Source organism: Methylobacterium mesophilicum SR1.6/6 (assembly GCF_000364445.2).
Lineage (GTDB): Bacteria > Pseudomonadota > Alphaproteobacteria > Rhizobiales > Beijerinckiaceae > Methylobacterium > Methylobacterium mesophilicum_A.
Map to the genome: position 1 here is coordinate 1,918,732 of NZ_CP043538.1, position 23,955 is coordinate 1,942,686.

At 71.7% G+C, this 23,955-nt stretch carries 20 protein-coding genes and 1 pseudogene; 16 read left to right on the forward strand and 5 right to left on the reverse strand.

Annotated elements, in window-relative coordinates; genetic code table 11:
• Positions 1-5: 5 nt before the first annotated feature.
• Both MMSR116_RS08995 and MMSR116_RS09000 read right to left on the reverse strand, forming a co-directional pair.
• Positions 6-2,714 carry a cation-translocating P-type ATPase gene (locus tag MMSR116_RS08995; RefSeq protein ID WP_010684799.1) on the reverse strand — a complete coding sequence of 903 codons (2,709 nt, stop codon included), beginning with the start codon at positions 2,712-2,714 and terminating at the stop codon, positions 6-8.
• Positions 2,707-3,108 (reverse strand): DUF6455 family protein, encoded by a 402-nt coding sequence (locus tag MMSR116_RS09000; protein ID WP_010684800.1) that lies wholly within the window; start codon positions 3,106-3,108, stop codon positions 2,707-2,709. Before MMSR116_RS09000 ends, MMSR116_RS08995 begins: the two co-directional genes overlap by 8 nt.
• Positions 3,109-3,319: 211 nt before the next feature.
• Between MMSR116_RS09000 and MMSR116_RS09005 the strand changes: the two genes are divergently transcribed.
• The 7 genes from MMSR116_RS09005 (at position 3,320) to MMSR116_RS09035 (ending at position 10,860) form a co-directional block, all read left to right on the forward strand.
• Complete coding sequence (locus MMSR116_RS09005; RefSeq protein WP_010684801.1) at positions 3,320-4,903, forward strand: AAA family ATPase; 1,584 nt, start codon at positions 3,320-3,322, stop codon at positions 4,901-4,903.
• A 183-nt stretch (positions 4,904-5,086) separates the two neighbouring features.
• Positions 5,087-6,370 (forward strand): S41 family peptidase, encoded by a 1,284-nt coding sequence (locus MMSR116_RS09010; protein ID WP_039893694.1) that lies wholly within the window; start codon positions 5,087-5,089, stop codon positions 6,368-6,370.
• A 39-nt stretch (positions 6,371-6,409) separates the two neighbouring features.
• Complete coding sequence (mgtA, locus tag MMSR116_RS09015) at positions 6,410-9,013, forward strand: magnesium-translocating P-type ATPase (RefSeq protein WP_010684803.1); 2,604 nt, start codon at positions 6,410-6,412, stop codon at positions 9,011-9,013.
• An 89-nt stretch (positions 9,014-9,102) separates the two neighbouring features.
• Positions 9,103-9,450 (forward strand): DUF1476 domain-containing protein, encoded by a 348-nt coding sequence (locus tag MMSR116_RS09020; protein WP_010684804.1) that lies wholly within the window; start codon positions 9,103-9,105, stop codon positions 9,448-9,450.
• Between the two features lie 63 nt (positions 9,451-9,513).
• Entirely contained in the window at positions 9,514-10,164 is a 651-nt protein-coding gene (locus MMSR116_RS09025) for a BON domain-containing protein (RefSeq protein ID WP_010684805.1), read from the forward strand.
• 10 nt (positions 10,165-10,174) lie between these two features.
• Positions 10,175-10,660 carry a hypothetical protein gene (locus MMSR116_RS09030; RefSeq protein WP_010684806.1) on the forward strand — a complete coding sequence of 162 codons (486 nt, stop codon included), beginning with the start codon at positions 10,175-10,177 and terminating at the stop codon, positions 10,658-10,660.
• On the forward strand, positions 10,657-10,860 hold the full coding sequence (locus MMSR116_RS09035; protein WP_010684807.1) for a hypothetical protein: 204 nt from the start codon (positions 10,657-10,659) through the stop codon (positions 10,858-10,860). Before MMSR116_RS09030 ends, MMSR116_RS09035 begins: the two co-directional genes overlap by 4 nt.
• A gap of 171 nt (positions 10,861-11,031) precedes the next feature.
• Here the strand turns inward: MMSR116_RS09035 and MMSR116_RS09040 are convergent, their stop codons facing one another.
• Complete coding sequence (locus MMSR116_RS09040) at positions 11,032-13,587, reverse strand: phosphoketolase family protein (protein ID WP_010684808.1); 2,556 nt, start codon at positions 13,585-13,587, stop codon at positions 11,032-11,034.
• A 127-nt stretch (positions 13,588-13,714) separates the two neighbouring features.
• On the opposite strand from MMSR116_RS09040, the gene MMSR116_RS09045 reads away from it, so the two are divergent.
• The 3 genes and pseudogenes from MMSR116_RS09045 (at position 13,715) to MMSR116_RS09055 (ending at position 15,579) form a co-directional block, all read left to right on the forward strand.
• The gene (locus tag MMSR116_RS09045) at positions 13,715-13,915 is read left to right on the forward strand and encodes a hypothetical protein (protein WP_010684809.1); all 201 of its coding nucleotides are present in this window, start codon (positions 13,715-13,717) and stop codon (positions 13,913-13,915) included.
• A 26-nt stretch (positions 13,916-13,941) separates the two neighbouring features.
• Positions 13,942-14,586 carry a BON domain-containing protein gene (locus tag MMSR116_RS09050; RefSeq protein WP_010684810.1) on the forward strand — a complete coding sequence of 215 codons (645 nt, stop codon included), beginning with the start codon at positions 13,942-13,944 and terminating at the stop codon, positions 14,584-14,586.
• A gap of 10 nt (positions 14,587-14,596) precedes the next feature.
• A pseudogene (locus MMSR116_RS09055) lies at positions 14,597-15,579 on the forward strand (alcohol dehydrogenase catalytic domain-containing protein).
• An 88-nt stretch (positions 15,580-15,667) separates the two neighbouring features.
• Here the strand turns inward: MMSR116_RS09055 and MMSR116_RS09060 are convergent.
• Together MMSR116_RS09060 and MMSR116_RS09065 are read right to left on the reverse strand one after the other, a co-directional pair.
• The gene (locus MMSR116_RS09060) at positions 15,668-17,320 is read right to left on the reverse strand and encodes an ATP-binding cassette domain-containing protein (protein ID WP_010684811.1); all 1,653 of its coding nucleotides are present in this window, start codon (positions 17,318-17,320) and stop codon (positions 15,668-15,670) included.
• Positions 17,317-18,966 carry an ATP-binding cassette domain-containing protein gene (locus tag MMSR116_RS09065; protein WP_010684812.1) on the reverse strand — a complete coding sequence of 550 codons (1,650 nt, stop codon included), beginning with the start codon at positions 18,964-18,966 and terminating at the stop codon, positions 17,317-17,319. Before MMSR116_RS09065 ends, MMSR116_RS09060 begins: the two co-directional genes overlap by 4 nt.
• A gap of 98 nt (positions 18,967-19,064) precedes the next feature.
• On the opposite strand from MMSR116_RS09065, the gene MMSR116_RS09070 reads away from it, so the two are divergent.
• The 6 genes from MMSR116_RS09070 to MMSR116_RS09095 all read left to right on the forward strand — a co-directional run bounded on the left by MMSR116_RS09070 (position 19,065) and on the right by MMSR116_RS09095 (position 23,944).
• Positions 19,065-20,654, forward strand: a complete 1,590-nt coding sequence (locus MMSR116_RS09070) for a cytochrome ubiquinol oxidase subunit I (protein ID WP_010684813.1) — start codon at positions 19,065-19,067, stop codon at positions 20,652-20,654.
• Positions 20,655-20,715: 61 nt separating this feature from the next.
• A complete protein-coding gene (gene cydB, locus MMSR116_RS09075) occupies positions 20,716-21,870 on the forward strand; it encodes a cytochrome d ubiquinol oxidase subunit II (protein WP_010684814.1) in 1,155 nt (384 codons plus the stop codon).
• 51 nt (positions 21,871-21,921) lie between these two features.
• Entirely contained in the window at positions 21,922-22,053 is a 132-nt protein-coding gene (gene cydX / locus MMSR116_RS09080) for a cytochrome bd-I oxidase subunit CydX (RefSeq protein WP_010684815.1), read from the forward strand.
• Positions 22,054-22,301: 248 nt separating this feature from the next.
• Positions 22,302-22,700 (forward strand): hypothetical protein, encoded by a 399-nt coding sequence (locus MMSR116_RS09085; RefSeq protein WP_039893696.1) that lies wholly within the window; start codon positions 22,302-22,304, stop codon positions 22,698-22,700.
• Positions 22,701-22,787: 87 nt separating this feature from the next.
• Positions 22,788-23,603: a universal stress protein gene (locus MMSR116_RS09090; RefSeq protein WP_010684816.1), complete on the forward strand. Its 816-nt coding sequence runs from the start codon at positions 22,788-22,790 to the stop codon at positions 23,601-23,603.
• Positions 23,603-23,944, forward strand: a complete 342-nt coding sequence (locus MMSR116_RS09095) for a c-type cytochrome (protein ID WP_010684817.1) — start codon at positions 23,603-23,605, stop codon at positions 23,942-23,944. Before MMSR116_RS09090 ends, MMSR116_RS09095 begins: the two co-directional genes overlap by 1 nt.
• Positions 23,945-23,955 lie beyond the last annotated feature (11 nt).

Genomic DNA, 23,955 nt, shown 5'->3' on the forward strand with positions numbered 1-23,955 from the left:
AAGGGTCATCGTACCTCAAGCAGGGGGCTCCTCAGGGACGCGTCGGTGGCGCCTGCGACCGCGGTCCCGAGTTGGACGACCACGACCGGTGCGAGGCTCGCCGAGAGAACGAGCAACCAGCCGGTCCAATCGAGCGGGTCGAGACCGAGCACGCTGCCGACGGGGGGAAGGTAGGCCGGGCCGACGAGCAGCGCCGTGCACAGGAGCAGGGCCGCCCAGACCCAGGGATTGCGCGTGATCTCGTTGCGGAGGAGCTGCGAGCCCGAGGCCCGCATGTTGAAGACCTGCCAGAGCTGCGCGAAAGCGAGCGTCAGGAACGTGACCGTCACGACGGATGCTGGGTCGAGGGCGAGCTGAAACCTGGCGATGGCACCGGCCGCGAAGGTCGCCGCCGTGATGGCAACGGCATGCAGGCCGATCCGAGTCCATTGCGTCCGCCCGAGGATGGGCTCCTTCGGGTCCCGCGGCGGACGCCGGAGGACGTCCGCCCGGCCCTCCCCCAATGCCAGCGCGAAGGCTGGGAACACGTCGGTCACGACGTTCAGGTAGAGGATCTGCAGCGGCAGGATCGGCAGCGGTAGCGTCGACACGACCGCGAGCCCGACGACCATCACCTCACTCAGGTTGCAGGCCAGGAGGTAGGCGACGAACCGGCGGATGTTGTCGAAGATGATCCGCCCCTCCCGTATGGCGCCGACGATGGTCGGGAAGGCGTCGTCGAGGAGGATCATGGCGGCCGCCTCGCGCGCCACGTCCGTCCCCCGCCGGCCCATCGCGACGCCGATATCCGCCTGCCTGAGGGCCGGGGCATCGTTGACGCCGTCGCCGGTCATGGCGACGACCTCGCCCCTCTCCTGGAAGGCGCGGACCAGCGCCAACTTCTCGGCCGGGCTCACCCGCGCGAACACGGCGACATCCTCCAGGCCGCCCGGCGGACCGGCGCCGGGGACGCCCTCGACGACGCGGTCACGCGGACCGGCAAGCCCGACGGCAAGGGCGATGCTGCGGGCGGTGACGGCGTGGTCGCCGGTGACCATGACCGCCCGGATTCCGGCGTCTCGGCAGGCTGCCATCGCCTCCGGCACGTCCTCCCGGGCGGGGTCTTCCAGCCCAACCAGGCCGAGGAAGGTGAGCTCCTCGAACGGGTGGACATCCATCGCGTCCACCGTCCGCTCGGCGCAGGCGATGACCCGGAGGCCGCCCGCACCCAGTTCCTCGACACGGCGTCGCCAGAGGTCGCGGCCGCCGTCGTCGAGCGGTCGGTCGCGCTCGCCGTCACCGATGCGTCGCGAGGCGGCGAGCACGGCTTCCGGGGCGCCCTTGACCACCACCAAGTAGTGGGATCCCAACGCGTGGCCGGTGGCCATCAAGCGCGTGGCGGCGTCGAAGGCCCGCTTGCGGATCATAGGCCGGTCTCGCAGGACCGTGGCGCGGTCCAGGCCGGCGGACCGGCCCGCCTGCAGCAGCGCCTGTTCCATGGGGTCGCCGCTGCCCTCTCCTGCGCCGGACCCGAGCGAGGCGTCGTTGCAGAGCACCGCGGCGCGGAGCAGCCGTTCCGCCTCGGATGCGGCGTGGAGGCCTCGCGCCGCCTGATCGTCCTGTCCAGAGGGTAGCGACAACTGCCGCACCGTCATCCGGTTCTCGGTGAGCGTGCCCGTCTTGTCGGTCAGAATGAGTGTCGTGGCGCCGAGGGTCTCGACGGCCGACAGGTGCTCGATCAGCGCGTTCTTCCGCGCCATCCGCCACATCCCGCGCGCGAGCGCCAGGGTCGCGACGATGGGCAGGCCTTCCGGGATGGCCGCCACCGCCAGCGCGATGCTGGCCTCGGTCATGAGGCGGAGATCCTTTCCGGTCGCGATGCCGAGGCCGGCGAGGATGACCGCCACCGTCAGAACAACGCAGACCATCTGGCCGGACAGGCGCTGCAGCCGTCGTTCCAGGGGCGAGCCGTCGGGCGCGGCCTGTTCCACGAGCCGCGAGATGCCGCCGAGCTCGGTCGCCGGGCCGGTCGCGACCACGACACCCATACCGCTCCCACGAACGACCAGCGTGCCCCGGAACAGCATCGAGGAACGCTCGGCAAGGCGTGCCTGCGCGGCGACCGGATCGACCGACTTGTCGACCGGCACGGATTCTCCCGTCAGCGTCGACTCGTCCGCGCCCAGGTTGGACGCCTCGACCAACCGGATGTCGGCCGGGACCGCGTCGCCGCCCTCGACCAGCACGATATCGCCCGGCACGAGGTCTTCGGCGGGCAGAACCCGGGTGTGACCGTCGCGGCGAACGCGGGTTGAGCGGGTCCCGAGCGCCCGCAAGCCCTCGACGGACCGGACTGCCCGCAGCTCGGTGAAGAAGCCCAGGCCTGTGTTGACGGCGAGGACGGCTATGACGGCGACCGCCTCCCGCCAATCGCCGAAGGAGAGCGAGAGCCCACCGGCCGCCGCGAGCAGGTAGACGACGGGGCTCGCGAACTGGTGCAGGAGCAGGCTGAGCTTGCCGGCTCTCTTCTTCGGGGCGATGACGTTCGCGCCAGCCTTCGCGCGCCGTTGCCGGGCCTCCGCGTCCGTCAGGCCCGCGTGCAGGGAGGTTCCGAATGCCTTCGAGACCTCCGCGAGCGGGAGGGCATGGATGGGCTTCGTCCCTGCCGCCGGCCAGCCCGCCGTGTCCTCCGGCTCGGCCAGCCCAGGTTCCTTGGCGAGACCCGGCTCATGCATGGCGCAGCCGGTCGAGGGACACGCCGTTCGGGCAGAACTCCGGGTAGGTGTCGGCGGCCGTCCCTGACCATAGCTCGCGCGTGCACCGGCTGCGCTCCGTGCAGCCCAGGCAGGCCGCTTCGAGCGCCCGCATGGCCTCGGGCTGCCGCCGCCGGATGGCCTCGGGGTCGAGGTCGAGGCTACGCATCAGCCTCGCGACGCTGCGGACCTTCGCGGCGGCTTCCGAGGACAGGGGAGCGGAAGCCGGGGCGTCAGCCTCCAGCATCGTCGCCATCATCTCCGCATCGATGTCCCTGAGCTCCCGGGCGGCCTTCAACAGGCAGCACCACTCGCCCATCGAGGCGGCGATACCGAACGGGTCGAACGGGTCGGGTTTGTCGGTGGATGCAGTCATCGAGGCCTCCTCAAAGCCTCTGCGTGCCCCACCGCGGCTGCGGCTTCCTTGACCCATCTCAACGCCAGCGAGGCGGCCCTGGCGCACATATCGGTCGGCGCGCCATCCTCAGGCCGGCACGTCCTGCAGACCGCCACGCGATCTGAACGCCGGGACGCGTCACCCTCGACCCGAGTGGTCTCCGAGGTCAGCCGTCCGAGGATCAGCGTGCATGTCGCCCGTGGACCAAGACGCCGTCGTCCGATTCGTGACGCGCGCCCTTTCGGATGCGGGAACAGTGGACACCGCGACCACGCATATCTCCCGGCTCTTCCTGGCAGAGGATCGCGTGTTCAAGCTCAAGCGCGTCGTCCGCTTCCCCTATCTCGATTTCTCGACGCCCGAACGCAGGTTGGCCGCCTGCGAGGCCGAGGTGGCGCTCAACCGCCGTACAGCGCCCGCGCTCTACCTCGGGGCCCGGCGGATCACGCGCGAACCGGGCGGGACCCTGGCTTTCGATGGAGACGGTCCCCTCGTCGACGCCGTGGTGGAGATGCGCCGCTTTCCGGAGGCGGACCTGTTCGACGCCATGGCACGGGATGGTCGCCTGGGAGCGCACCACATCGCCGACCTCGCGCACGTCATCGCGACCTTTCATGCCGGCGCGGAGATCCACCGCGACTGCGGAGGCGCCGCCGCCATGGAGGCGCTCGTCGACATGAACGGGGTCGCGCTCCGAACGACAGGACTCGCCTCGGCCGACGTGGCGGAGTCGATGACGGCCCGATTCCGTGCGGTCCTGGCGCGACACGCGCCCCTGCTCGACGCCCGCCGCGCCGCCGGCAAGGTCCGTCGCTGCCACGGCGATCTCACCTTGCGCAACATCTGCCTGTTCGAGGGAAGACCGACGCCGTTCGACTGCATCGAGTTCAGCGAGACCATCGCGACGACCGACGTCCTCTACGACCTCGCCTTCGTCCTCATGGACCTCTGGCACCGGGAGCGCTTCGACCTCGCCAACCGCCTGCTCAACCGCTACCTCGACGTGGCGGACGAGACTGACGGGATCGGCTTGCTGCCGTTCCTGATGGCTCTGCGCGCGGTCATCCGCGCCCATGTCACGGCGGCGCAAGCCGCCGGTGGGACCGGCGATGTCGCTGCCGCGACGACCTCGGAGGCGCAAGCCTATCTGGCGCTCGCGGAAAACCTGCTGACCGACAGGCCCGTCTTCCTCCTCGCCGTCGGTGGCTTCAGCGGCTCCGGAAAGTCGAGCGTCGCTGCGGCGGCCGCTCCCCGGATGGGCGCCCCCCCGGGCGCCCGGGTCCTGTCGAGCGACCGCATCCGGAAGCGGCTGCACGGGGTCGGCGCTCTGACCCGGCTGCCGGCCTCGGCCTACGCCTCTGCCGTGTCGCTTCGCGTCTACGCGGCACTCCGGCTGGAGGCCGCACGGGTCCTGGCCGTGGGCCATTGCGCCGTCGCCGATGCGGTCTTCGACCGCCGTACGGAACGGGATGGCATCGAGGCGGTCGCCCGGGACAATGACGCGGGGTTCGTCGGCGTTTGGCTGGAGGCGCCGACCGCGACGCTCGCGAGCCGCATCGCGTCGCGCGTCGGTAACCCTTCGGACGCGACCGCGGCGGTTCTGGCGGCCCAGGTCGCGCGCGGCTGCGGCGCCCTCACGTGGCCTCGTCTGCAGGCGGACCTGCCGCTGGACGTCCTGGGCTCGACCGTCCTGTCTCTCGACAGGAGCGTCGGGGCGAGGTGGGGCGGCCGCCGGCCCGGCCGCCCGAAGCGGGTCCAAAAATCCCGACCGTAGGAAGTCGAACGGCGCACGCACGGTGCGTCCGTTGATGCAGGTCAAGGCGATGCCGGATGCAGGCAGCCACCCTGACCTCGTATGGGCAATCGGGGCCGGGCGATGCCTCTTACAGCGACCACAGGCGAGCCGGCACACGACCGGCGTACCCACGGTCGCGCATTCAGGTGTTTGATCGTCGGCTTGGCCGGGGTCGCCGGGGCTGTCGTCGCGGTCCTCGCGACGCCGGCGTCACCCGACGCCGGCGTGGGGTCGAACCGCTTCAACGAGCTTCCATATCGCGATCTGCTCGCCTTCGGGGCCGCGTTCCACGCCATCCGGACACGGGCGGTCGACGTGCGTGGCGAGGGCCAGTTGATCGATGCGGCGATAGCCGGGCTGGTCGCCACGCTGGACCGGCATTCACGCTACCTCACCGCAGCCGAGTTCCGCCGGCTCGACCAGCAGGACACCGGGAGCTACTCCGGCGTCGGACTGGAGGTCGAGGCAGGCGGGACGGTCGGGAGCACGCTTCCGGACGCCCCGGCGGCGCGGGCCGGCCTCGCGCCTGGGACCGTGATCGAGAGCATCGCCGGCGCCGCGGCCGAGAACCTCGGACCCGACAAGGTCGCCGACCTCCTGAGGGGGGAGCCGGGCTCCACCGTGCACCTGCGGGTCGTCCGTCCGGGCGAACGTGCCCCGTCCGAGGTGGTGCTGACACGGGAGTGGCTGCCGCTGCACCCGGTCCGCATGCGGGCTCTGGACACCGTCGCCTATGTCGGGCTCGACCACTTCGACGCGTTCACCTCCGGCCGGCTGCTCAAGGCAGTCGCGACCCTGAAGGCCGGTATCGGTCGTGACCGGCTCTCGGGCTTCGTCCTGGATCTTCGCGGCAATCCGGGCGGCCTCGTCGTGCAGGCTGTGGCGGTGGCCGGGGCCTTCCTGGGGCGCGGCGAGATCGTTCGCTTGGTCGGTCGCGGCTCCGGGAACGTCGAGCGGTTCGCGCTGGACAGGACCGGCGAGGACCGGATCGACGGCCTGCCGCTCGTCGTGCTCGTAGACAGGGGCACGGCCTCCGCGGCGGAGATCGTCGCGGGTGCGCTCCAGGACCACCGACGTGCGACCGTCATAGGCACGCGCACCTACGGCAAGGGTGCCGTCCAGACCACCTATGCCCATCGGGGCGGGCGCGGTCTGCGGCTGACGACGGCGTGGGTCGTCACGCCCGCGGGCCACCGGGTGGAAGGCAACGGCATCGAGCCCGATTGCGTGGTGCCCAAGAACGGCACAGTGGCCGGCGTTGACGGTGGACCATCGGGGAGGCGGTTCGGGAGCGGCGGGTCCCTGCAGGACGGCATCGTCGAGGACGGCCTGATAGATCCTTCGCGGGACCGACAGTTGACCGCTGGCCTGAGGCGCCTTCAGGCAGTCGATCAGGCCGGCGACGACGGCTTGATCCAGCGCAACGACCCCGCCGCCGGCCGATGATGTCGTCCGCCACGAGCGGAAGGCGTCGGACCCACCCCTATGAGAAAGACCGCGGGTCCGGCCCTCGCCCAGAGTGCTTCCTCGCCGCCGGACCTGCCGCCAGCCGCGGCCACCGCGCCCTTCTGGACGCGCGAGCCCGAGGCGCTCTGCGCCGAACTCGGATGCGGGCTCGACGGGCTCGGCTCGGTTGACGCCGGACGGCGGCTCGAACGCTTCGGGCCCAATAGCGACGCCAGGAAGAGAGCTTCGGGCGTTTGGCAGGCGGTGCTGCGACGCCTGCTCGAACCGCTCGCCCTGATCCTGCTCGCGGCCGGGCTCGTCTCGGTCTTGACCGGCGAGGTCGTCGGGGGTGCGATTATCGTCGTCATCCTCGGCCTGTCCATCGGGCTCGACACCGTGCAGGAGGGCCACGCCAAGAGGGCGGCCGAGGCCTTGCGCCACGCGGTTGCGCTGAAGGCCGAGGTCCGGCGCGACGGCGGCTTCCTCACTGTTCCGGTGGAGCAGGTTGTGCCAGGCGACATCTTGCGCGTGCGTGCCGGCGACATCGTCCCGGCCGACGCCCTCGTCATTGAGAGCGACGCGTTCACCGCCACCGAGGCCGCGCTCACGGGTGAGCCCTATCCGGTCGGGAAGCGACCGGGCCCCGTGACGGCCACCGAGCCGGCAGAGGCCGCGAACGCCCTCTTCCGCGGCGCTGTCGCTCAGACGGGTGAGGCGACAGCCCTCGTCGTCGCGACCGGCCCGGCAACGATGTTCGGCGCCGCGGCCTCGGCTCTGGCCGAGGTGCAGGCATCCTCGCCCTTCCAGCGCGACCTGCACGCATTCGGCTTGATCGTCGCGCGGCTGACCCTCGGTCTGGTGCTCGCCGTTCTGGCGGTCCGCGTCGTCCTGGGCCGGCCGGTCGTCGACTCCCTCCTGTTCGCCGTCGCCCTCGCCGTCGGCCTGACGCCGGAGTTGCTGCCGATGGTCACCACCGTGACGCTCTCGCGGGGGGCGATGCGCATGGCCGCGCGCAAGGTCATCGTGAAGCGCTTGGCCGCCATTCACGACCTCGGCGCGATGACCGTGCTGTGCACCGACAAAACCGGCACGCTGACCTCAGCCGAGATCGCGCTGGCGCGCAGCCTCGACCCGGCGGGCCGGCCGGACGAGCGGCCGGCGAGGCTTGCGGCGGTCGCGGCCGCCCTCGGCGGAGACCGCGGTTCGCTCGACGCCGCCTTGGCGCATGCCCATCCGGACGCCGGGAGGGTTTGGGAACTCGCCGGCCAGCGGGCGTTCGACTACGGACGCCGCTCCGGTTCGGTCCTCGCGCGGGGACCCGAGGGGCCGCTGCTGATACTGAAGGGCGCCCCCGAGGCCGTGCTGGCCCTCTGCCAAGCGCGACGTGCCGGAGGGCGGATCGAACCGATGGGCCCGAGAGGTCGCGACGAGGCTCTCGGGCAGGTCCGGACCCTGGCCGAAGATGGGCTACGCAGCATCGCGGTGGCCTCGCGCCCGTGGGTCGGTTCCCCGCACCCGCTCGGTGTCGCGGACGAGATCGACCTCGTCTTCGAGGGCTTCTGCGCCTTTGCCGACCCGCCCAAGCCGACGGCTGATGCCGCCATCGCGCGGCTCGCGCGGGCCGGCGTGCACGTGAAGATCCTGTCCGGCGACGACCCTGTGGTCGTGCGCCGGCTCGCGGGCCTCGTCGGGCTGCGGGCCGGCACGGTCCTATCGGGCCCTGAAATCGCGGGACTGAGCGACGCGGCCCTCACGGTCCGGGTCCGGAAGGTGGATGCGTTCGGGCGGCTGGCGCCCGACCAGAAGGCGCGCGTCGTCCGGGCTTTGCAGGCCAAGGGCGCCGTCGTCGGCTTCCTGGGCGACGGCATCAACGACGCGCCGGCCCTCGCGCAAGCCGACATCGGCCTGTCGGTCGACGGCGCGACCGGTGTAGCGCAGGCGGCCGCCGACATGATCCTGCTCGCCTCCGACCTGGAGGTCGTCGCCGACGGCGTCGAGGAGGGACGGCGAACCTTCGCCAACATCCTGAAGTACGTCCGCATGGGGGCGAGTTCGAACTTCGGCAACATGCTCTCGATGGCGGTCGCCTCGGTGGCGCTGCCGTTCCTGCCGATGCTGCCGACGCAAATCCTCCTCAACAACCTGCTCTACGACCTCTCCGAGGTCGGCATCCCCTTCGACCGGGTGGCCCCGTCCGCGACCGCCCGGCCCCAGGTCTGGGACATGGCGGCGGTCCTCCGGTTCGCGGGGGTGATGGGTCCGCTCTCGTCGCTGTTCGACCTCCTGACCTTCGGCACGCTGCTCCTCGTCTTCGACGCGTCGGCCGAGGCGTTCCGCACCGCTTGGTTCCTGGAATCGATGGCGACGCAGATCCTGGTGATCTTCGTCATCCGGACGAACGGCCGCCCCTGGGAGGATCGTCCGAGCGCGGCGGTGGCCGGATCCTCGCTCGCCGCGCTGGCAGCCGCGCTGGCCCTTCCATTCTCCCCGGCGGGAAGCTGGTTCGGCTTCCAGACCCCCGCCCTGCCGATCCTGGTCGCCATCGGGCTGATCACCGTCACCTACCTCGCGGCGGTCGAGGCCGTGAAGCCATGGGTGGTCCGCCCGCGACACCGCGCCCAGGGCCGACGTCCGGGAGCTTGATCTGCCTCAAGGCTGGCCGCCAGGGCCGGTCGAAGGATGGCTGATCCGCCGCCGGTACGGTCCGGCGCCGCACTGAGACGGAGGCTTCAATGACCACGATGTTCGACGAGCGCGAGCGGGCCGCCGAGCGCTGCTTCGTCCAGGAGGAGGAAGCGCGCTTCCACGCCCGCAACCGGCGCAATCGGCTCCTCGCGACCTGGGCCTGCGAGCGGATGCGCCTGACCGGTACCACGGCTGAGGGTTACGTCACCGCCTTCACGGAGTGGGCGGTCGTGACCGACGACGAGACGCTGATCGCGAGGCTTCGGTCAGACCTGAAAGCCGCCGGCATCGAGACGACGGCCGCTCGCCTGCGCACGGAAATGGGGCGGTGCACCGCGCTGGCGCAGGCCGAGCGGCGCGTCGGCGTTGCGCTGGATCAAGGCTCCTCCGTCTAGGCCGCGCAGGATCGCCGGCAGCCGCCCCGCACGGATCGGACACTTGCCATGAGGAAGGACGCCATGACCGACAAGGACCTGCGCCGCGACGTTCTCGACGAGCTCGACTTCGACCCCAGCCTCGACGCCGGCGCCATCGGCGTCGCCGTCTCGGAAGGCGTCGTGACGCTGACCGGCCACGTCGGAAGCTACGCCGAGAAGGTCGAGGCGGAGCGCGCGGTGCGGCGCGTCCGGGGCGTGCGCGCCATCGCCCAGGAGATCGAGGTCCGCTACGCCGACGAGAAGAAGGTCGCGGACGACCAGATCGCGGCGCGCGCCCTGGCCATCATCGACTGGTCCGTGCACCTTCCGAAGCGTGCCATCCAGGTGAAGGTCGCCGGCGGCTGGGTCACGCTGACCGGCATGGTGGACTGGCAGTACCAGATGGCCGGCGCCGAGGCCGCGGTCCGGAAGCTGTCCGGCGTTCACGGCGTCACCAACCTCATCGAGGTCAGGCCGCGGGTTCCGCCGACGGCCGTGAAGGACAAGATCCTGGAGGCGTTCAAGCGGGGCGCCCTCTTCGAGGCCGATGGGATCAAGGTCACCGTCGCGGGCGACAAGGTCACGCTGGAGGGCGCGGTGACGGCCTGGGCGGAACGGGACGCCGCCGAGCGCGCGGCCTGGTCGGTTCCGGGCGTCCGGTCCGTCGAGGACCGCATCGTCGCGCTGAGCTGAGGAGGCGGCCATGTCTCACGCAACGCACGGGCCGACGGTCGCTCACGGCGAGCCGGCGCCTCCAGAAAGGACCGGCGCCCCCGCCGCGCTGCGCCGGGTGATCCTGACGCTGGCGCGCTGCCCCGAGCATCCGGACGGCAGCGTCGGGCGCGGCTACGAGGTGGTTGCGCCTCTTGGGACGGATGGACATCTCGATGCGGTGCTCTGGAACGGGACCCGCGACCGTTGCCGCGTCCGCCGCTTCTGGACGGGCGAGCCCGACCGCCACGGCCGGCTCGTGCACCGGGCCGGCGGCGCGGGCGGCGCGACCTGGCTGATCGATTACGACGACCGCACCGACGACGACGACGAACCCGGCTACCGCCTCGGCACCCACACCTTCGTCGAAGGCGAGTACGTCTCGATCCGTGAGGCCGACGACGAGGCCTACCACACGTTCAAGGTCGCCCGCGTGAGCGCGCCGGGCGCGGTAAGCCGCGTGGGGAGCCCCGCGTGACTGCCCGACCACTCGCGCCGCCGATTGGGGGGCTCCCGCCGGACCTAGCCATGGTCGAGGCGGCGTGGCTTGCGCTGTGGCGGACGTTCTGGCTCGACCTTCCACTCGCCTGGGCGAGCGAGATGGACCGCTTCCTGTTCCGCTGGATGCCGGCGGTCGACGACGGGCCAGCGGGCGGCCGTTCCGACGCGCCAGATTGATCCACGACCAGCTGGCAGCGCAGCGCCGCCTTATCGCCTGTCCGGCAAGCCGCGTTGGCAGGCATCCGGACACTTCGGCGCTCGCCGAGCCGGCTGGTCCGCGCCCGGCTCGAACATAGCGCAACGCAGGCTGGTGGAACCGGCGTTGAGGACGAGGATCATCGCCCGGCCTCAGGAGACCATCGTCCACCCGTCAACGGCCTCAGCCCGCCCGGACGCATCCGCCTCGGTCGGGCCGCACTGCATGATGTCGCCCTCGATCCGACGATCGTGGTCCTCGGGCGCGCGCCGTTCCGGCCAAGCCCAGTCCCTCACCTCCGGCAGATCCTCGCCGGTGCGGCGGACGTGCTCGCGGTGGGCCGCCAGAGCGTCCCGCAGCGCTTGCTCGGCGTGCTCTGCGCGCGCCCCGAGACCCGGCACGGCCCGTAGTGCGGCCTGCGCGAGGTGATAGCGGTCGAGCCGGTTCAGCACGCACATGTCGAAGGGCGTCGTGGTCGTGCCCTCCTCGATGAAGCCATGCACGTGGAAATTGCCGTGATTTGTCCGCTTGTAGGTCAGCCGATGGATGAGCCACGGATAGCCGTGGTAGGCGAACACCACCGGTCGGCCGCGCGTGAACAGGCTGTCGAAGGTTGGGTCGTCGAGGCCGTGCGGGTGCGTCTCGGGCGCGGGCAGCGTCATCAGGTCGACGACGTTCACGACGCGGACCCTCAGCTCCGGCACGTGCCGGCGCAGCCAGTCCACGGCGGCCAGCATCTCCTGGGTCGGCACGTCGCCCGCGCAGGCCATCACCACGTCGGGTTCCGCCTCGCCCTCGTTCGAGGCCCAGTCCCAGATGTCGATGCCGGCCGCGCAATGCGTCACCGCCTCGTCCAGGCTCAGCCACTGGAGAGCGGGCTGCTTGCCGGCGACGACGACGTTGATGCGGTCGTAGGTGTGCAGGCAGTGGTCGGTGACGCAGAGCAGGCAGTTCGCGTCCGGCGGCAGGTAAATGCGGGCCGTGTCACCGCGCTTGTTCGCCACGAAATCGATGAAGCCCGGGTCCTGGTGGCTGAAGCCGTTGTGGTCCTGCCGCCAGACGTGGGACGAGAGCAGGATGTTGAGGGACGGCACGGGCCGGCGCCAGGGCAGGTCGCGGGACGACTTCAGCCACTTGGCGTGCTGGTTCACCATCGAATCGACGACGTGGGCGAAGGCCTCATAGGTCGCGAACAGGCCGTGCCGGCCGGTGAGGACATACCCCTCGAGCCAGCCCTCACAGAGGTGCTCGCTCAGCACCTCCATGACGCGCCCGTCCCGGGCGAGATGGTCGTCGCTAGGGAAGATCGCCTCCTGCCAGGCGCGGCCCGTCACCTCGAACACCGCATCCAGCCGATTCGACGCGGTCTCATCCGGCCCCATGATGCGGAAGTTGCGGGCCTTCGCGTTCAGGGTCAGGACGTCCCGCAGGTAGGTGCCCAGCGCCCGCGTCGCCTCTGCGCGGGTCCGACCCCGGCCCTGGACCGACACGGCGAAGTCCCTCAAGTCCGGGAGGCGCAGCGGCGCACTCGTGTGCGCGTTCGCATGCGGGTTGGCCGAGAGGCGCCGAGGTCCCTGCGGCGGCAGCTCGGCCAGGGCCGGCAGCAGCGAGCCGTCCTCCGCGAACAGGTCCTCCGGCCGGTAAGATCGCATCCAGGCTTGCAGGATCGCGAGATGCGCCGGGTTTTCCCGCGTAGCCGCGACGGGCACCTGATGCGAGCGCCACGTCCCCTCGACCGGATTGCCCTCGACGGTCTTCGGTCCGGTCCAGCCCTTGGGGCTGCGCAGGACGATCATCGGCCAGTGCGGGCGCCCACCGTCGCCGCGGCCGGCGTGCCTTCGGATCTCCGCGATGGCGTCGAGGGCCGCGTCGAGGGCCGCGGCCATGGCCTGGTGCATCCGGGCCGGCTCGTTCCCATCCACGAAGGTCGGCGCGTAACCGTAGCCGACGAGGAGGCTGCGCAGCTCGGTCTCGGGCATGCGGGCGAGGATGGTCGGGTTGGCGATCTTCCAGCCGTTGAGGTGCAGGATCGGCAGCACGGTGCCATCCGCCCCGGGGTGGAGGAACTTGCTGGCGTGCCATGACGCGGCGAGCGGCCCCGTCTCGGCCTCGCCGTCGCCGATGACGCAGGCGACGGTCAGGCCCGGGTTATCCAGGGCCGCGCCGAAGGCGTGCGCCAGGGAGTAGCCGAGCTCGCCGCCCTCGTGGATCGAGCCGGGCAGCTCCGGCGAGGCGTGGCTCGGAATGCCGCCCGGGAACGAGAACTGCCGGAACAGCCGGCCCATCCCCTCCGCGTCCCGCGCCACGTCCGGATAGATCTCGCTGTAGGTGCCCTCCAGGTAGGCGTTGGCGACGAGCCCTGGCGCGCCGTGGCCCGGCCCCCAGACGGCGATCATGTCGAGGTCGCGCTGCCGGATGACCCGGTTCAGGTGCACGTAGATGAAGTTGAGGCCCGGCGTCGTGCCCCAGTGCCCGAGGAGCCTCGGCTTCACGTGCTCGGGCCTCAAAGGCTCGCGCAGAAGCGGGTTGGCCATCAGGTAGATCTGGCCGACCGACAGGTAGTTCGCGGCCCGCCAGTAGGCGTCGATCCGCCTGAGCCCGTCCGGCCCGAGCGGCCCAGGCACGAAGGCCAGGTCGTGGCTGCCGTACGCAGGCTCGGGGTCGCGGCGTTCCTCGCGGGCTTTCCGCGGCTCGCGGCTCGCGTCCATGTCGGCCTCCCGGTTGCGGATCCCGAGCGACCGTGCAGGCGGCCGGGGCCCGTGGCGTTGAGGTGGATCAAGGCGGCTCCCGGGTTGGGCGGCAGGATGCCTCCCGTCAGCAAGACGGGAGCGAGCGATGGCCTTGGTTCTTCGAACCACCCTCATCACGACGGTGCGCAGCGCGCGGGTGCCGGTTATGCTGGCGCCGACGAACGATGCCGAACCCCGGGTCGTCACGGACGCGGCGCGGTATCTGTCCATCGGCAGTCTTCAGGCGCTGGCGCTCGCTGTCGCGGCCTCGGTGGTGACGCCGGCGCTGCTCTGGCTCGCCCTCTGAAACCCATCGAATCGAGGAGACACGCGATGGACGACATCACCGTGCGCCGGCACGTGCTCGAGGAGCTGGAATACGCCCCCATGGTCGACGCGGCGCAGATCGGTGTCGCGGTCGACGACGGCGTCGTGACGCTCACCGGCCGCGTCCGGAGCTACGCCGAAAGGACTATCGCCGAGCGCATCGCGTTCCGGGTGCGCGGCGTGCGGGCCGTGATCGAGCGGATCGAGGTCCGCTACCCGGAGAACCCGCGGGTCGGCGACGAGGCCCTGGCCGAGCGGTGCGCCCGGGTTCTGGAGTGGGACGTGCAGATCCCGGAGCACTCGGTCTCGCTCAAGGTCGAGAAGGGCTGCGTCACGCTCCAGGGATGCGTGCCGTACTACCACCAGAAGGCGGCGGTCGATAAGGCGTTGCGGCGCCTGGCCGGCGTCACCGACATCGTCAACGTCATCGCGGTTAAGCCGCCGGTCCAACCCACCGAGGTCAAGGACAGGATCCGCGCCGCCCTGAGGCGCAGCGCCCGGGATCCCGATACCATCCGCGTCCACGTGGATGGGGACAAAGTGATCCTGGACGGGTGCGTCGACGTCTGGAGCGAGCGCAAGCTCGCCGAGCGGGCCGCGTGGTCGGCCCCCGGCGTGCGGGCCGTCGAGGACCACCTGACGCTCGCGTGAGGTCGGTCCGATGCTGGCCATGGTCCTGCGCGCGGTCGGCGCCACGCTCGTACCGGAGGTGCGGACGGACCCGGTTCCCGGCCCGGGCGAGGTCCGCATCCGGGTCGAGGCCTGCGCGGTGTGCCGCACCGACCTGCACGTCATCGACGGCGCGTGGCCTCAGGCCGTCTAGCCCATCGTTCCCGGCCACGAGGTCGTCGGCACCGTCGAGGCCGTCGGGGCGGCCGTGACGAGCCCGTCGCCCGGCGCGCGGGTCGGCGTACCTTGGCTCGGGTACGCCTGCGGCCACTGCCACTACTGCGAGACGCAGCGCGAGAACCTGTGCGACGCGCCCGGCTTCACCGGCTGCACCCGCGACGGCGGGTTCGCGACCCCTCTCTTGGCCGCCGCCGCCTTCACGATCCCGCTCGACGCGAACCTCGACGCGGCCGCGACCGCGCCGCTCCTGTGCGCGGGGCTCATCGGCTGGCGCACGTTGGGATGGCCGGCGATGCCTGCACGGTCGGGCTGTACGGGTGCGGGGCGGCTGCCCACATCGTCGCCCAGGTCTGCCGCTGGCAGGGCCGGCGCGTGTTGGCGCTCACCCGCCCTGGCGATGGGAGAGCCCAGGCCTTCGCCCGCTCCCTCGGTGCGGAATGGGCCGGTGGGTCGGACGAGGCTCCGCCCGCGCCACTGGCCGCGGCCTTGATCTTCGCGCCCGACGGGAGCCTGGGGCCCGCGGCCCGGCAGCCCGTTCGCAAGGGGGGCCGGGTGGTCTGCGGCGGCATCCACATGAGTGACATCCCGGCCTTCCCCTATGCCCTGCTCTGGGGCGAGCGGACGGTGCTCTCGGTAGCCAACCCGACCCGCGACGACGCACGGCCCCTTTTCGAGCTGGTCCCGCGGGTCGGCATCGTAACCCGCACGGACACGTATCCGCTGGCTCGGGTGAACGAGGCGATCGCGGCGCAGCGGTCCACGACCCTGAGAGGCGTGGCCGTTCTCGTGCCCTGATCATCGTTTTGCTGGCTGACGCTGACCGCAGCGGTCGCCGGGCCCCGGGGCATCGGGTGCTTACCGCCGAAACCCGAGGCTTGCATGCTCAGCTAAGCCCGGATGACGGCGGCTCCAGCGCCACGGTGCGCGCCGGGAGGTCCAGGTCCGGACGGTGGCTCGTGAACACGACGACACGGTCGCGCCAACGCGTCAGGAGACGTCGCAGGATGCGTTCGGCCTGGTCATCGCCGAGATGCTCGGCAGGCTCATCGAGCAGGATCACGGGAGCGTTGCAGAGGGCTGCGCGGGCGAGGTTCAGGCGCTGGGCCTCGCCGAGCGACAGGCTGCCTTCCCCTATCCAGGCGTCGAGGCCCCCCGCCGACCGGATGCGCATGTCGAGCTCGACCGCTGCGAGCGCCGCCCATGCGTCGGCGTCGGATGCCGCGGGTGCGAACAGGTTCTCCCGCACGGTGTCGGCGAGGACCGCCGCGTCGTGCAGGCCGAGATAGGTCAGCGTGCGCCGCTGGGCGGCGGAGATGGCCGTGCCGCCGAGCCGGATCTCCTCGCCGGGCCGATCCACGCTCCAGCCCGCGAGCGACTTCAGCAAGGTGGTCTTGCCGCAGCCGCTTGCGCCCGCGACGTTCAGGGCGACGCCAGGCTCCACCGACAGGGCCGGTGCCGGGCCCAGGTCCCGTCCGTCCGGCGCTCGCAGCCGAAGGCCGTGCAGGGTCAGCGCCCCCGCCGTCCTGCCAAGCGCGGGGGTCGTCTCCGCGCCTGCGCGCGCCTCGAGAGCAAGGCTTGCCTGCGCGAGGCGGGATCGGACGGCGCCGAGGAGCGCGCGGGGAAGCGCGAGCAGCGGCTCCGCGAGCCCGACCCAGGCGAAGGCCAGGAAGGCCGCGGGCAGAAGGCCCATGCCGCGTGCCCCGGCGCTCCAGGCGACCAGCAGCACGGCGAGAGCGGCGGCCGGGCCGGCGAGCGCCAGCGATGCCTCCAACCTGGCAAGCGCTCGCCGCTGATAGGCCATCGTCCGTTCGGCGTCGCGGACCGGGTCGAGTGCGTTCCGCAGTGCGATCGCGCGTCGACCCTCCGCGTCGAGGGGCACGGCGCCGGCGAGCGCCGCACCGAGATCCGAGGCTGCCGCCCGGCGCGCCGACCGCGTCCGCGCTTCGGAGGCCACGAGTTCGTCGGCCGTGCGGCGCGCGAGGAGGACGTTCGTCGTCGCGAGCACGGCGATTGGCAGGAGGGCGAGGGGCGCGACGAAGGCGGTCGCGGCCAGGAGTGCGAAGAGGGCTGCTCCGGTGAGCGCGAGGGGAAACCCGACCCGCAGCCGGGCGTAATCGACGTCCGCGACGTCGTCGATGTAATCGGCCAACCGCTCCGGACGACCTAGCTGCCAGCCCGCCGCTCGGCTCGCGGGCGCCCGCGCCATTGCTGCGAACAGGCTCGCCCGGCTCCGGACCTGATCGGAGAGCGCCGCCCTGTGCCCGGCCATGCGCTCGCCGTAGCGCGCGACCGTGCGCAGGAGCGCGAGGAGACGAACCAGGGCGGCCGGATGGTGGAAGTTGAACCCGAACGCCGCCGGCCCGACGCCGACCAGCGCCACCGCGGCCAGGAAGGTCACGGCGGTGCCGGCGAGTGCCACGTTCGCAGCGAGCGCGACCGCCGCGAGCGCGAGGGCGAGGCGCCATGCGCGGCTCCCTGCGCGGTGCCATGCGCGGCCGTGCCCGGCCGGGGCGGGGTCGGTGCCGAGGCGGATCATGCGGCCTGCCTTTCCGGGAGAGCAGCGGTTCCGAGGGTCACGCGCGCGTCGGCGAGGGCCATGAGCGCGGGATCGTGGGTCGCCACGACGACGAGGCGGCTCCGGGCGGCGGTCAGAAGGGCGCGCCGGACCCGCGCCGCGTTGATCGGGTCGAGCTTGGCGGTCGGCTCATCGCAGAAGGCGATTCCCGGTCGCAGGAGGAGCCGCGCCACTCCGACGCGGACGCGCTGGCCGCCGGAGAGGTTCTCTGCGCCCGCCCAGACCCGGGCGTCGAGGCCGCCGGGCCAGTGCGGATCGGCCGCGAGGCCGACCGCCGCGGCAGCCTCCGCAACCGCCTCGGGCGAGGCGGGCGAGCTCTCGGTGAGCGTGTGACGGAGCGTTCCGGCCGGAACGGGCGTCTCGGGGGAAACCCACGTCCTCGGCCCGTCCGCCGGAAGCTGAACCGTGCCGGCGAGCGGTGCCTCGACCCCGGCGAGCACCCGCAGCAGGGTGGACTTGCCGGCCCCGCTCGATCCCGTCAGCGCGACAAGCCCCGTCGGCGGCAGGTCGAGATCCGGGACCGGTCCGACATGTGGCAGGACGAGGCCGCGGAGGCCCGGTGACCCCAGGCACGGCCCCGGGTCCGGAATACCGGCCGCTTCCTCCTGCGCGAACGCCCACGCAAGGGCCGCGGCAGCGGCCTCGCCCTCGGCTTTGGCGTGGTAAAGCTCGGCGTAGCGACGGAAGTGCGAGAAATACTCGGGCGCGAGCAGCAGGATCAGCAGGCTCTGCCACAGGGCCAGGTGGGCAAAGCCCGGCACCTCGGCGAGGCCGAGATGACCGAGCCCGAGGAAGACCGCGAGGATCGCGATGGCGAGCGAGGAGAAGAAGTCGAGCACGCCCGCGTTGAGGAAGGCGACCGCGAGCACGCCCATGGTGCCGTCGGAATAGGCCCGGAGCCGCCGGTCGAGCTTGGTCGTCTCGCGCGCGAGCCCGTGCGCGGCGAGGATCGTCGGCAGCGTGCGCACCCGGTCGGCGAACTGGGTGGCGAGCCGGCCCAGCGCCGCCTCCTGCGCCGCGGCCCGGTCTCGGATCATGCCCCCGACGAGCGCGAAGAAGACGACCATCGCCGGCGTCGCGAGCAGGAGGGCCAGCGCGGCCTGCCACGACACCAGGGCGACGGCCGCCGCCGTCAGCATGGGGCCGAGCGCCGTCATCCGGCGCGCCGCGGCATGCCCGACGACGAGACGGGCGAGCGCGCTCGGATGGCGCAGCATCCCGGCGACCACCGCGCCGCGCGGCAGGGCCGACGCGGCGCGCGCCGGCATGGTCGCGAGGTGCGCCTCCGCGGCGTCGATGAGCCTCGCGCCGACCTCCGCCTCGAGGCAGGCTCCACGCGCTTCGGTCACGGCGCCCAGCCAAGCCCCACCGACGGCGCAAACCGCGGCGAGGCCGACCGCCGGTCCATCGATCTGTCCCGTCTCGATCAGCGAGCCGGCGAGCCGCGCCAGCGCCACGGCGCCGGCGAGCGTCGTGGCGGTACGCAAGGCATGGAGGCCGTGGATGCGATGCAGTCCCCCTCGCGCCGCCCTCCGGGCGAGGCCGAGCGCGGCGGGTTCGAGCGGCGCGCGGTTGGAACCGGCGCGCGATGTTCTCTGGCGGTGCATCCCGCCTTGTGCGGGGCACCGCCCGGGCCGGCTTTGATCTGCCTCAAGGCTCCGGGCCCATCGCCGGGCGAGGGAGGCGGCCGGACCAGGAGACCTCCATGACCGATCCGCTGCTCGTCGACCTGTCGCGCCTGCAATTCGCGCTGACGGCGATGTACCACTTCCTGTTCGTGCCTCTGACGCTCGGGCTCTCGATCCTGGTCGCCATGATGGAGACCGTCTACGTCATGACGCGCCGCAAGATCTGGCGCGACATGACGAAGTTCTGGGGCCTGCTATTCGGCATCAACTTCGCGCTCGGCGTCGCCACCGGCCTGACCATGGAATTCCAGTTCGGGATGAACTGGGCCTACTACTCCCACTACGTCGGCGACGTGTTCGGGGCCCCGCTCGCCATCGAGGGCCTGATGGCCTTCTTCCTGGAGGCGACCTTCGTCGGGCTGTTCTTCTTCGGATGGGACAAGCTGAAGCCGCTCACCCACTGCGCCGTCACTTGGCTGATGGCGCTCGGCACGAATTTCTCCGCACTTTGGATCCTGATCGCCAACGGCTGGATGCAGAACCCGGTCGGCGCCCTGTTCAACCCCGACACGATGCGTATGGAGGTGACCGACTTCGCCGCCGTGATCCTCAATCCCGTCGCCCAGGCGAAGTTCGTCCACACGGTCTCGGCCGGCTACGTCTGCGGCGCGGTGTTCGTGCTCGGCGTCTCAGCCTTCTACATCCTGCGGGGCCGGCACCTGGAGCTTGCCAAGCGCTCGTTCGCCATCGCGGCGGCCTTCGGCCTCGCCTCCGCGCTCAGCGTCGTCGTGCTCGGCGACGAGAGCGGCTACGCCGTCACCGACCACCAGAAGATGAAGCTCGCCGCCATGGAGGCGATGTGGCACACCGAGCCGGCACCGGCGGCCTTCACCGTGGTCGGCGTCCCGGACGTGGAAAGCCGCACGACCCGCTACGCGGTCCATATCCCGTGGGCCATGGGCCTGATCGGCACGCGGTCGCTGTCCACCGAGATCCCCGGCATCACCGAACTGGTCGAGCACGCCCGGGGTCGGATCCGCAACGGGCTCGTGGCCTACGATGCGCTGGAGCGCATCAAAGCCGACCGCGCGGACGCCGACGCCCGGGCGATCTTCGCCCGGACGCAACAGGATCTCGGCTACGCCCAGCTCCTGAAGCCGCTCATCGGCGACCCGCGCAAGGCGACCGACGCGGATATCGAGCGGGCGGCATGGTCGACCGTGCCGCACGTGCCCTCGATCTTCCTCACCTTCCGGGCCATGGTGGCCTGCGGGTTCCTTCTGATCGCGTTGTTCGGCGCCGCGCTCTGGTACACGGCGCGCGAGGCCGCGGCGCCGCGCTGGCTGTTCCGGGCCGCACTGCTCGCCCTGCCGCTGCCCTGGATCGCCATCGAGTTCGGCTGGTTCGTCGCCGAGTTCGGCCGCCAGCCCTGGATCATCGAGGGCGTCCTGCCGACCGCGCTCGCCACCTCGGAACTCGGAATTCCCTCCCTGCTGATCACCATCGCCGGATTCACCCTGGTCTACGGCGCGCTGGCGGTGGTGGAAGTCCGCCTGATGCTGCGGGCCATCGCCAAGGGGCCCGAGACGCTGGCCGAGGATCCGGCGGCGCTGTTCCCGGGCGTCGGCGCGAACCGAGACGGCGCGCGCCTGGTCGCGGCCGAGTGACCGCCTGCGTCCGTCTTCCCTCCTCTGGCCCTCCATAGCCCTCGCACAGGAATCTTCTCCGATGTTCGCCTTCCTCTCGGATTACGAGACACTCCGCCTGACGTGGTGGCTGCTCCTCGGCGTGCTGTTGATCGGGTTCGCCGTCACTGACGGCTTCGACCTCGGCGTGGGCGCGCTCCTCCCCTTCGTCGCCCGTACCGATGTCGAACGGCGGGTGGCGATCCACACCGTCTCCGCGACGTGGGAAGGCAACCAGGTCTGGCTGGTGCTGGCCGGCGGCGCGATCTTCGCCGCGTGGCCGGCGCTCTACGCGCTGAGCTTCTCCGGCTTCTACCTCGCCATGTTCCTGGCGCTGGTCGCGCTGATCCTGCGCCCCGTGGCCTTCAAGTACCGCTCGAAGAACGAGAGCGCGGCTTGGCGCTCGGCGTGGGACTGGGCCCTCTTCGTCGGTGGGGCGGTGCCGGCCCTGATCTTCGGCGTCGCCGTCGGCAACGTGCTCCAGGGGGTCCCCTTCCACTTCACGGACGACCTGCGTCCGATCTATGGCGGCACCCTCTTCGGCCTGCTCAACCCCCTCGCCCTCCTCTGCGGTCTCCTCTCGGTCGCGATGCTGGTCGCTCACGGGGCCGCATGGCTCACCCGCAAGGCGGAAGGTCCGGTCGCGGTGCGCGCGCGCGCGGCCGGGTCGAGGGCGGCGCTCGCCACCGCGGCGCTCTTCGCGCTCGGTGGTGTGTTGATCTGGGCGGGCGCCTTCGGCGGCTACCGCGTCGTGACCCCTCTTCCCGGCGACGGCGCCTCCAATCCGCTGACCAAGGAGGTCGTCGCGGAGGCCGGCGCGTGGCTCGCGAACTTCCGAGCACAGCCGGTGCTGGCCCTCGTGCCGCTCATCGGCGTCATGGCCCCGCTTCTGGCAGCGGCGGGCTTCCGCGCCGGCCGGGCGGGCCTGACGCTGCTGGCCTCGACGCTCGGCATCGCCTGCATCATCGCGACCGTCGGCCTCGCGATGTTCCCCGTCATCCTGCCGTCGAGCACGCATCCGGGCCACGCACTGACCGTGTTCGATGCCTCCTCCAGCCGAGCGACGCTGCGCAACATGCTCATCGCGACGGTGGTCTTCCTGCCGCTGATCCTCGCCTACACGGCCTGGGTCTACCGGGTGCTCCGGGGCAAGGTCTCGGAGCGCGACATCACCGCTCCCGGCTCGCCGGCCTATTGAGGCGTATCCCCGCCCCGACAAGTCCCCTTACGAACCGAGAAGGAAGCGACGATGTGGTATTTCGCCTGGGTTCTCGGCCTCGGACTGGCCGCGGCCGCCGGCATCCTGAATGCCCTCTGGTACGAGTTGCGCACGGTTCGGGATGCACCGCAGGACATCGCGGCGCAGCTCCCAACACCCTGAGGCCGGAGGGGATTCCTACGGTGTGGCATCTCGCTGGGGTCGCCGTCGGCTTTGTCGACCCGGAAGACTGATGCCGTGGCGGCGGGGGGCGTGGAGCCGACCTTGGGATTGCAGGAGCGCGTCCAGGGGCACGTTCTGGGGCGCTGTGTCGGGCGCTGACGTCGTACTCTACGCCCAAGCCTTCGCCGGAAACTTCGGGCGAGACGGCGAGGTACCTCGCCACTCTGCGTGCGGCTCGAAGCAACGACATGATCGACGCCGTGCCGCCCGGCATCGCTCCGGACGCCGCGGCAGTCCGCCCGGCGCTGCTCGACCGCCGCTGCCGTGAGGCCGGCGCGGATCCCGGCTCCCGCGCGGAGCACATCGCGCGGGTCGCGGCTGGGTTGAGGAGCCTGACCGGCGGGCTCCGCAGGAAGCTGGAGGCTCTCGATCCGTCCGTACCGCTGAGCGGTGCCGTCGCGAGGCGGCCGAGATGGCGCTCGCGCTGGCCGACCCGGGGCGAGCATCGGTTCCGGGGCGGCTTCAGCGGTCTTCGCTTCCGCCTGCGCTTCGGGCCCCGCGGCCAGGTGAGGTTCCGGGGCAGCCAGGGCGGGGACCCGGGCGGCGCTGGGAGGCACTCGGTCCCGTTCGCGCCGGGCGCGGCGTGAACGATCCCCTTGAGCTGGATCAAGGTGGATGCCGCGAGCGGGGATCAGGGTCGCCGTAGCGCCGGAACCACGGCGACGGAGGCGGACATGCGGATCTCCAACATCCTGGTCTCGGTCGACCTTGGGGCGGCGGCCACGGACCGTGTCCGGCTGGCCGCCGATATCGCCGGGCGCTTCGAGGCTACCCTGACCGGCGTCGCCGCGCGGCAGCTCGTCACTATGATCCCGGTCGAGAGCCCCGATGCGTCGGAGCGCATCTTCGAGATCGAGGAAACGCGGGCGAAGGAGGAGCTGGCCGAGGCGCGCGCGCTGTTCGTGCGCGAGGCCGGCGAACGGGCCGGGACCGCGTGGCGGGGGGCGCTGGCGGAGCCTCTGGCCTATCTGGTGGAACAGGCCCGCGCCGCCGACCTCGTGGTCGTGGGCCGCCAGGGACCGGCCGACGGCGATCCCGGACTGATGGGTGTCGCCGCGGGAGCTCTGCTGATGGAGGTGGGGCGTCCCGTTCTCGTCGCACCACCCGGCGTCGAGCGCCTCGCGGCAAAGCGAATGGTCGTGGCCTGGAAGGACACCCGCGAGGCACGCCGTGCCGTCCACGACGCCCTGCCGTTCCTGGTGCGGGCCGACCAAGTCCACGTCGCGGTGGCGGGTCCGGACGCGCGTCGAGAGGGTGTGGCCGATGTCGCCGCCTACCTGTCGGGCCACGGCGTCAGCGTCGCCACCCACCTGCTGCACCAGCCCGAGATCGGCGCCGCGGACGAGATCCTCCGGTTCGCACGGCGGGAGGACGCTGACCTCATCGTGATGGGCGCCTACGGCCACTCCAGGCTGCGCGAGTGGGTCTTCGGGGGCGCGACCCGGGACATGCTGCAGGGCACCTCCCTCAGCTGCCTGATGAGCCACTGATGAGACCGGTCACCCGCCTCGCCGCCAACCTCGCCGTCATCCTCGCGGTCATGTCGGGCCTGCCCGCCGCACCCGCGACGGCCTGGAACCGGCAGGTGCGCCAGGGCGAGACCCTCGCCCGGACCAACTGCGCCCGGTGCCACGCGGTCGGGCGCATCGGGGAAAGCCCGCTGCGTGCCGCGCCACCCTTTCGCGAACTGCATACGCGCTACCCCGTCGAGGATCTCGGCGAGGCGCTGACCGAGGGCATCCGCACCGGCCATCCGAGCATGCCCGAGTTCCGGTTCGACCCGGACCAAGCGGAAAACCTGATCGCCTACCTGAAGTCGCTCGAGCGCTGAGGGAGAGCCTC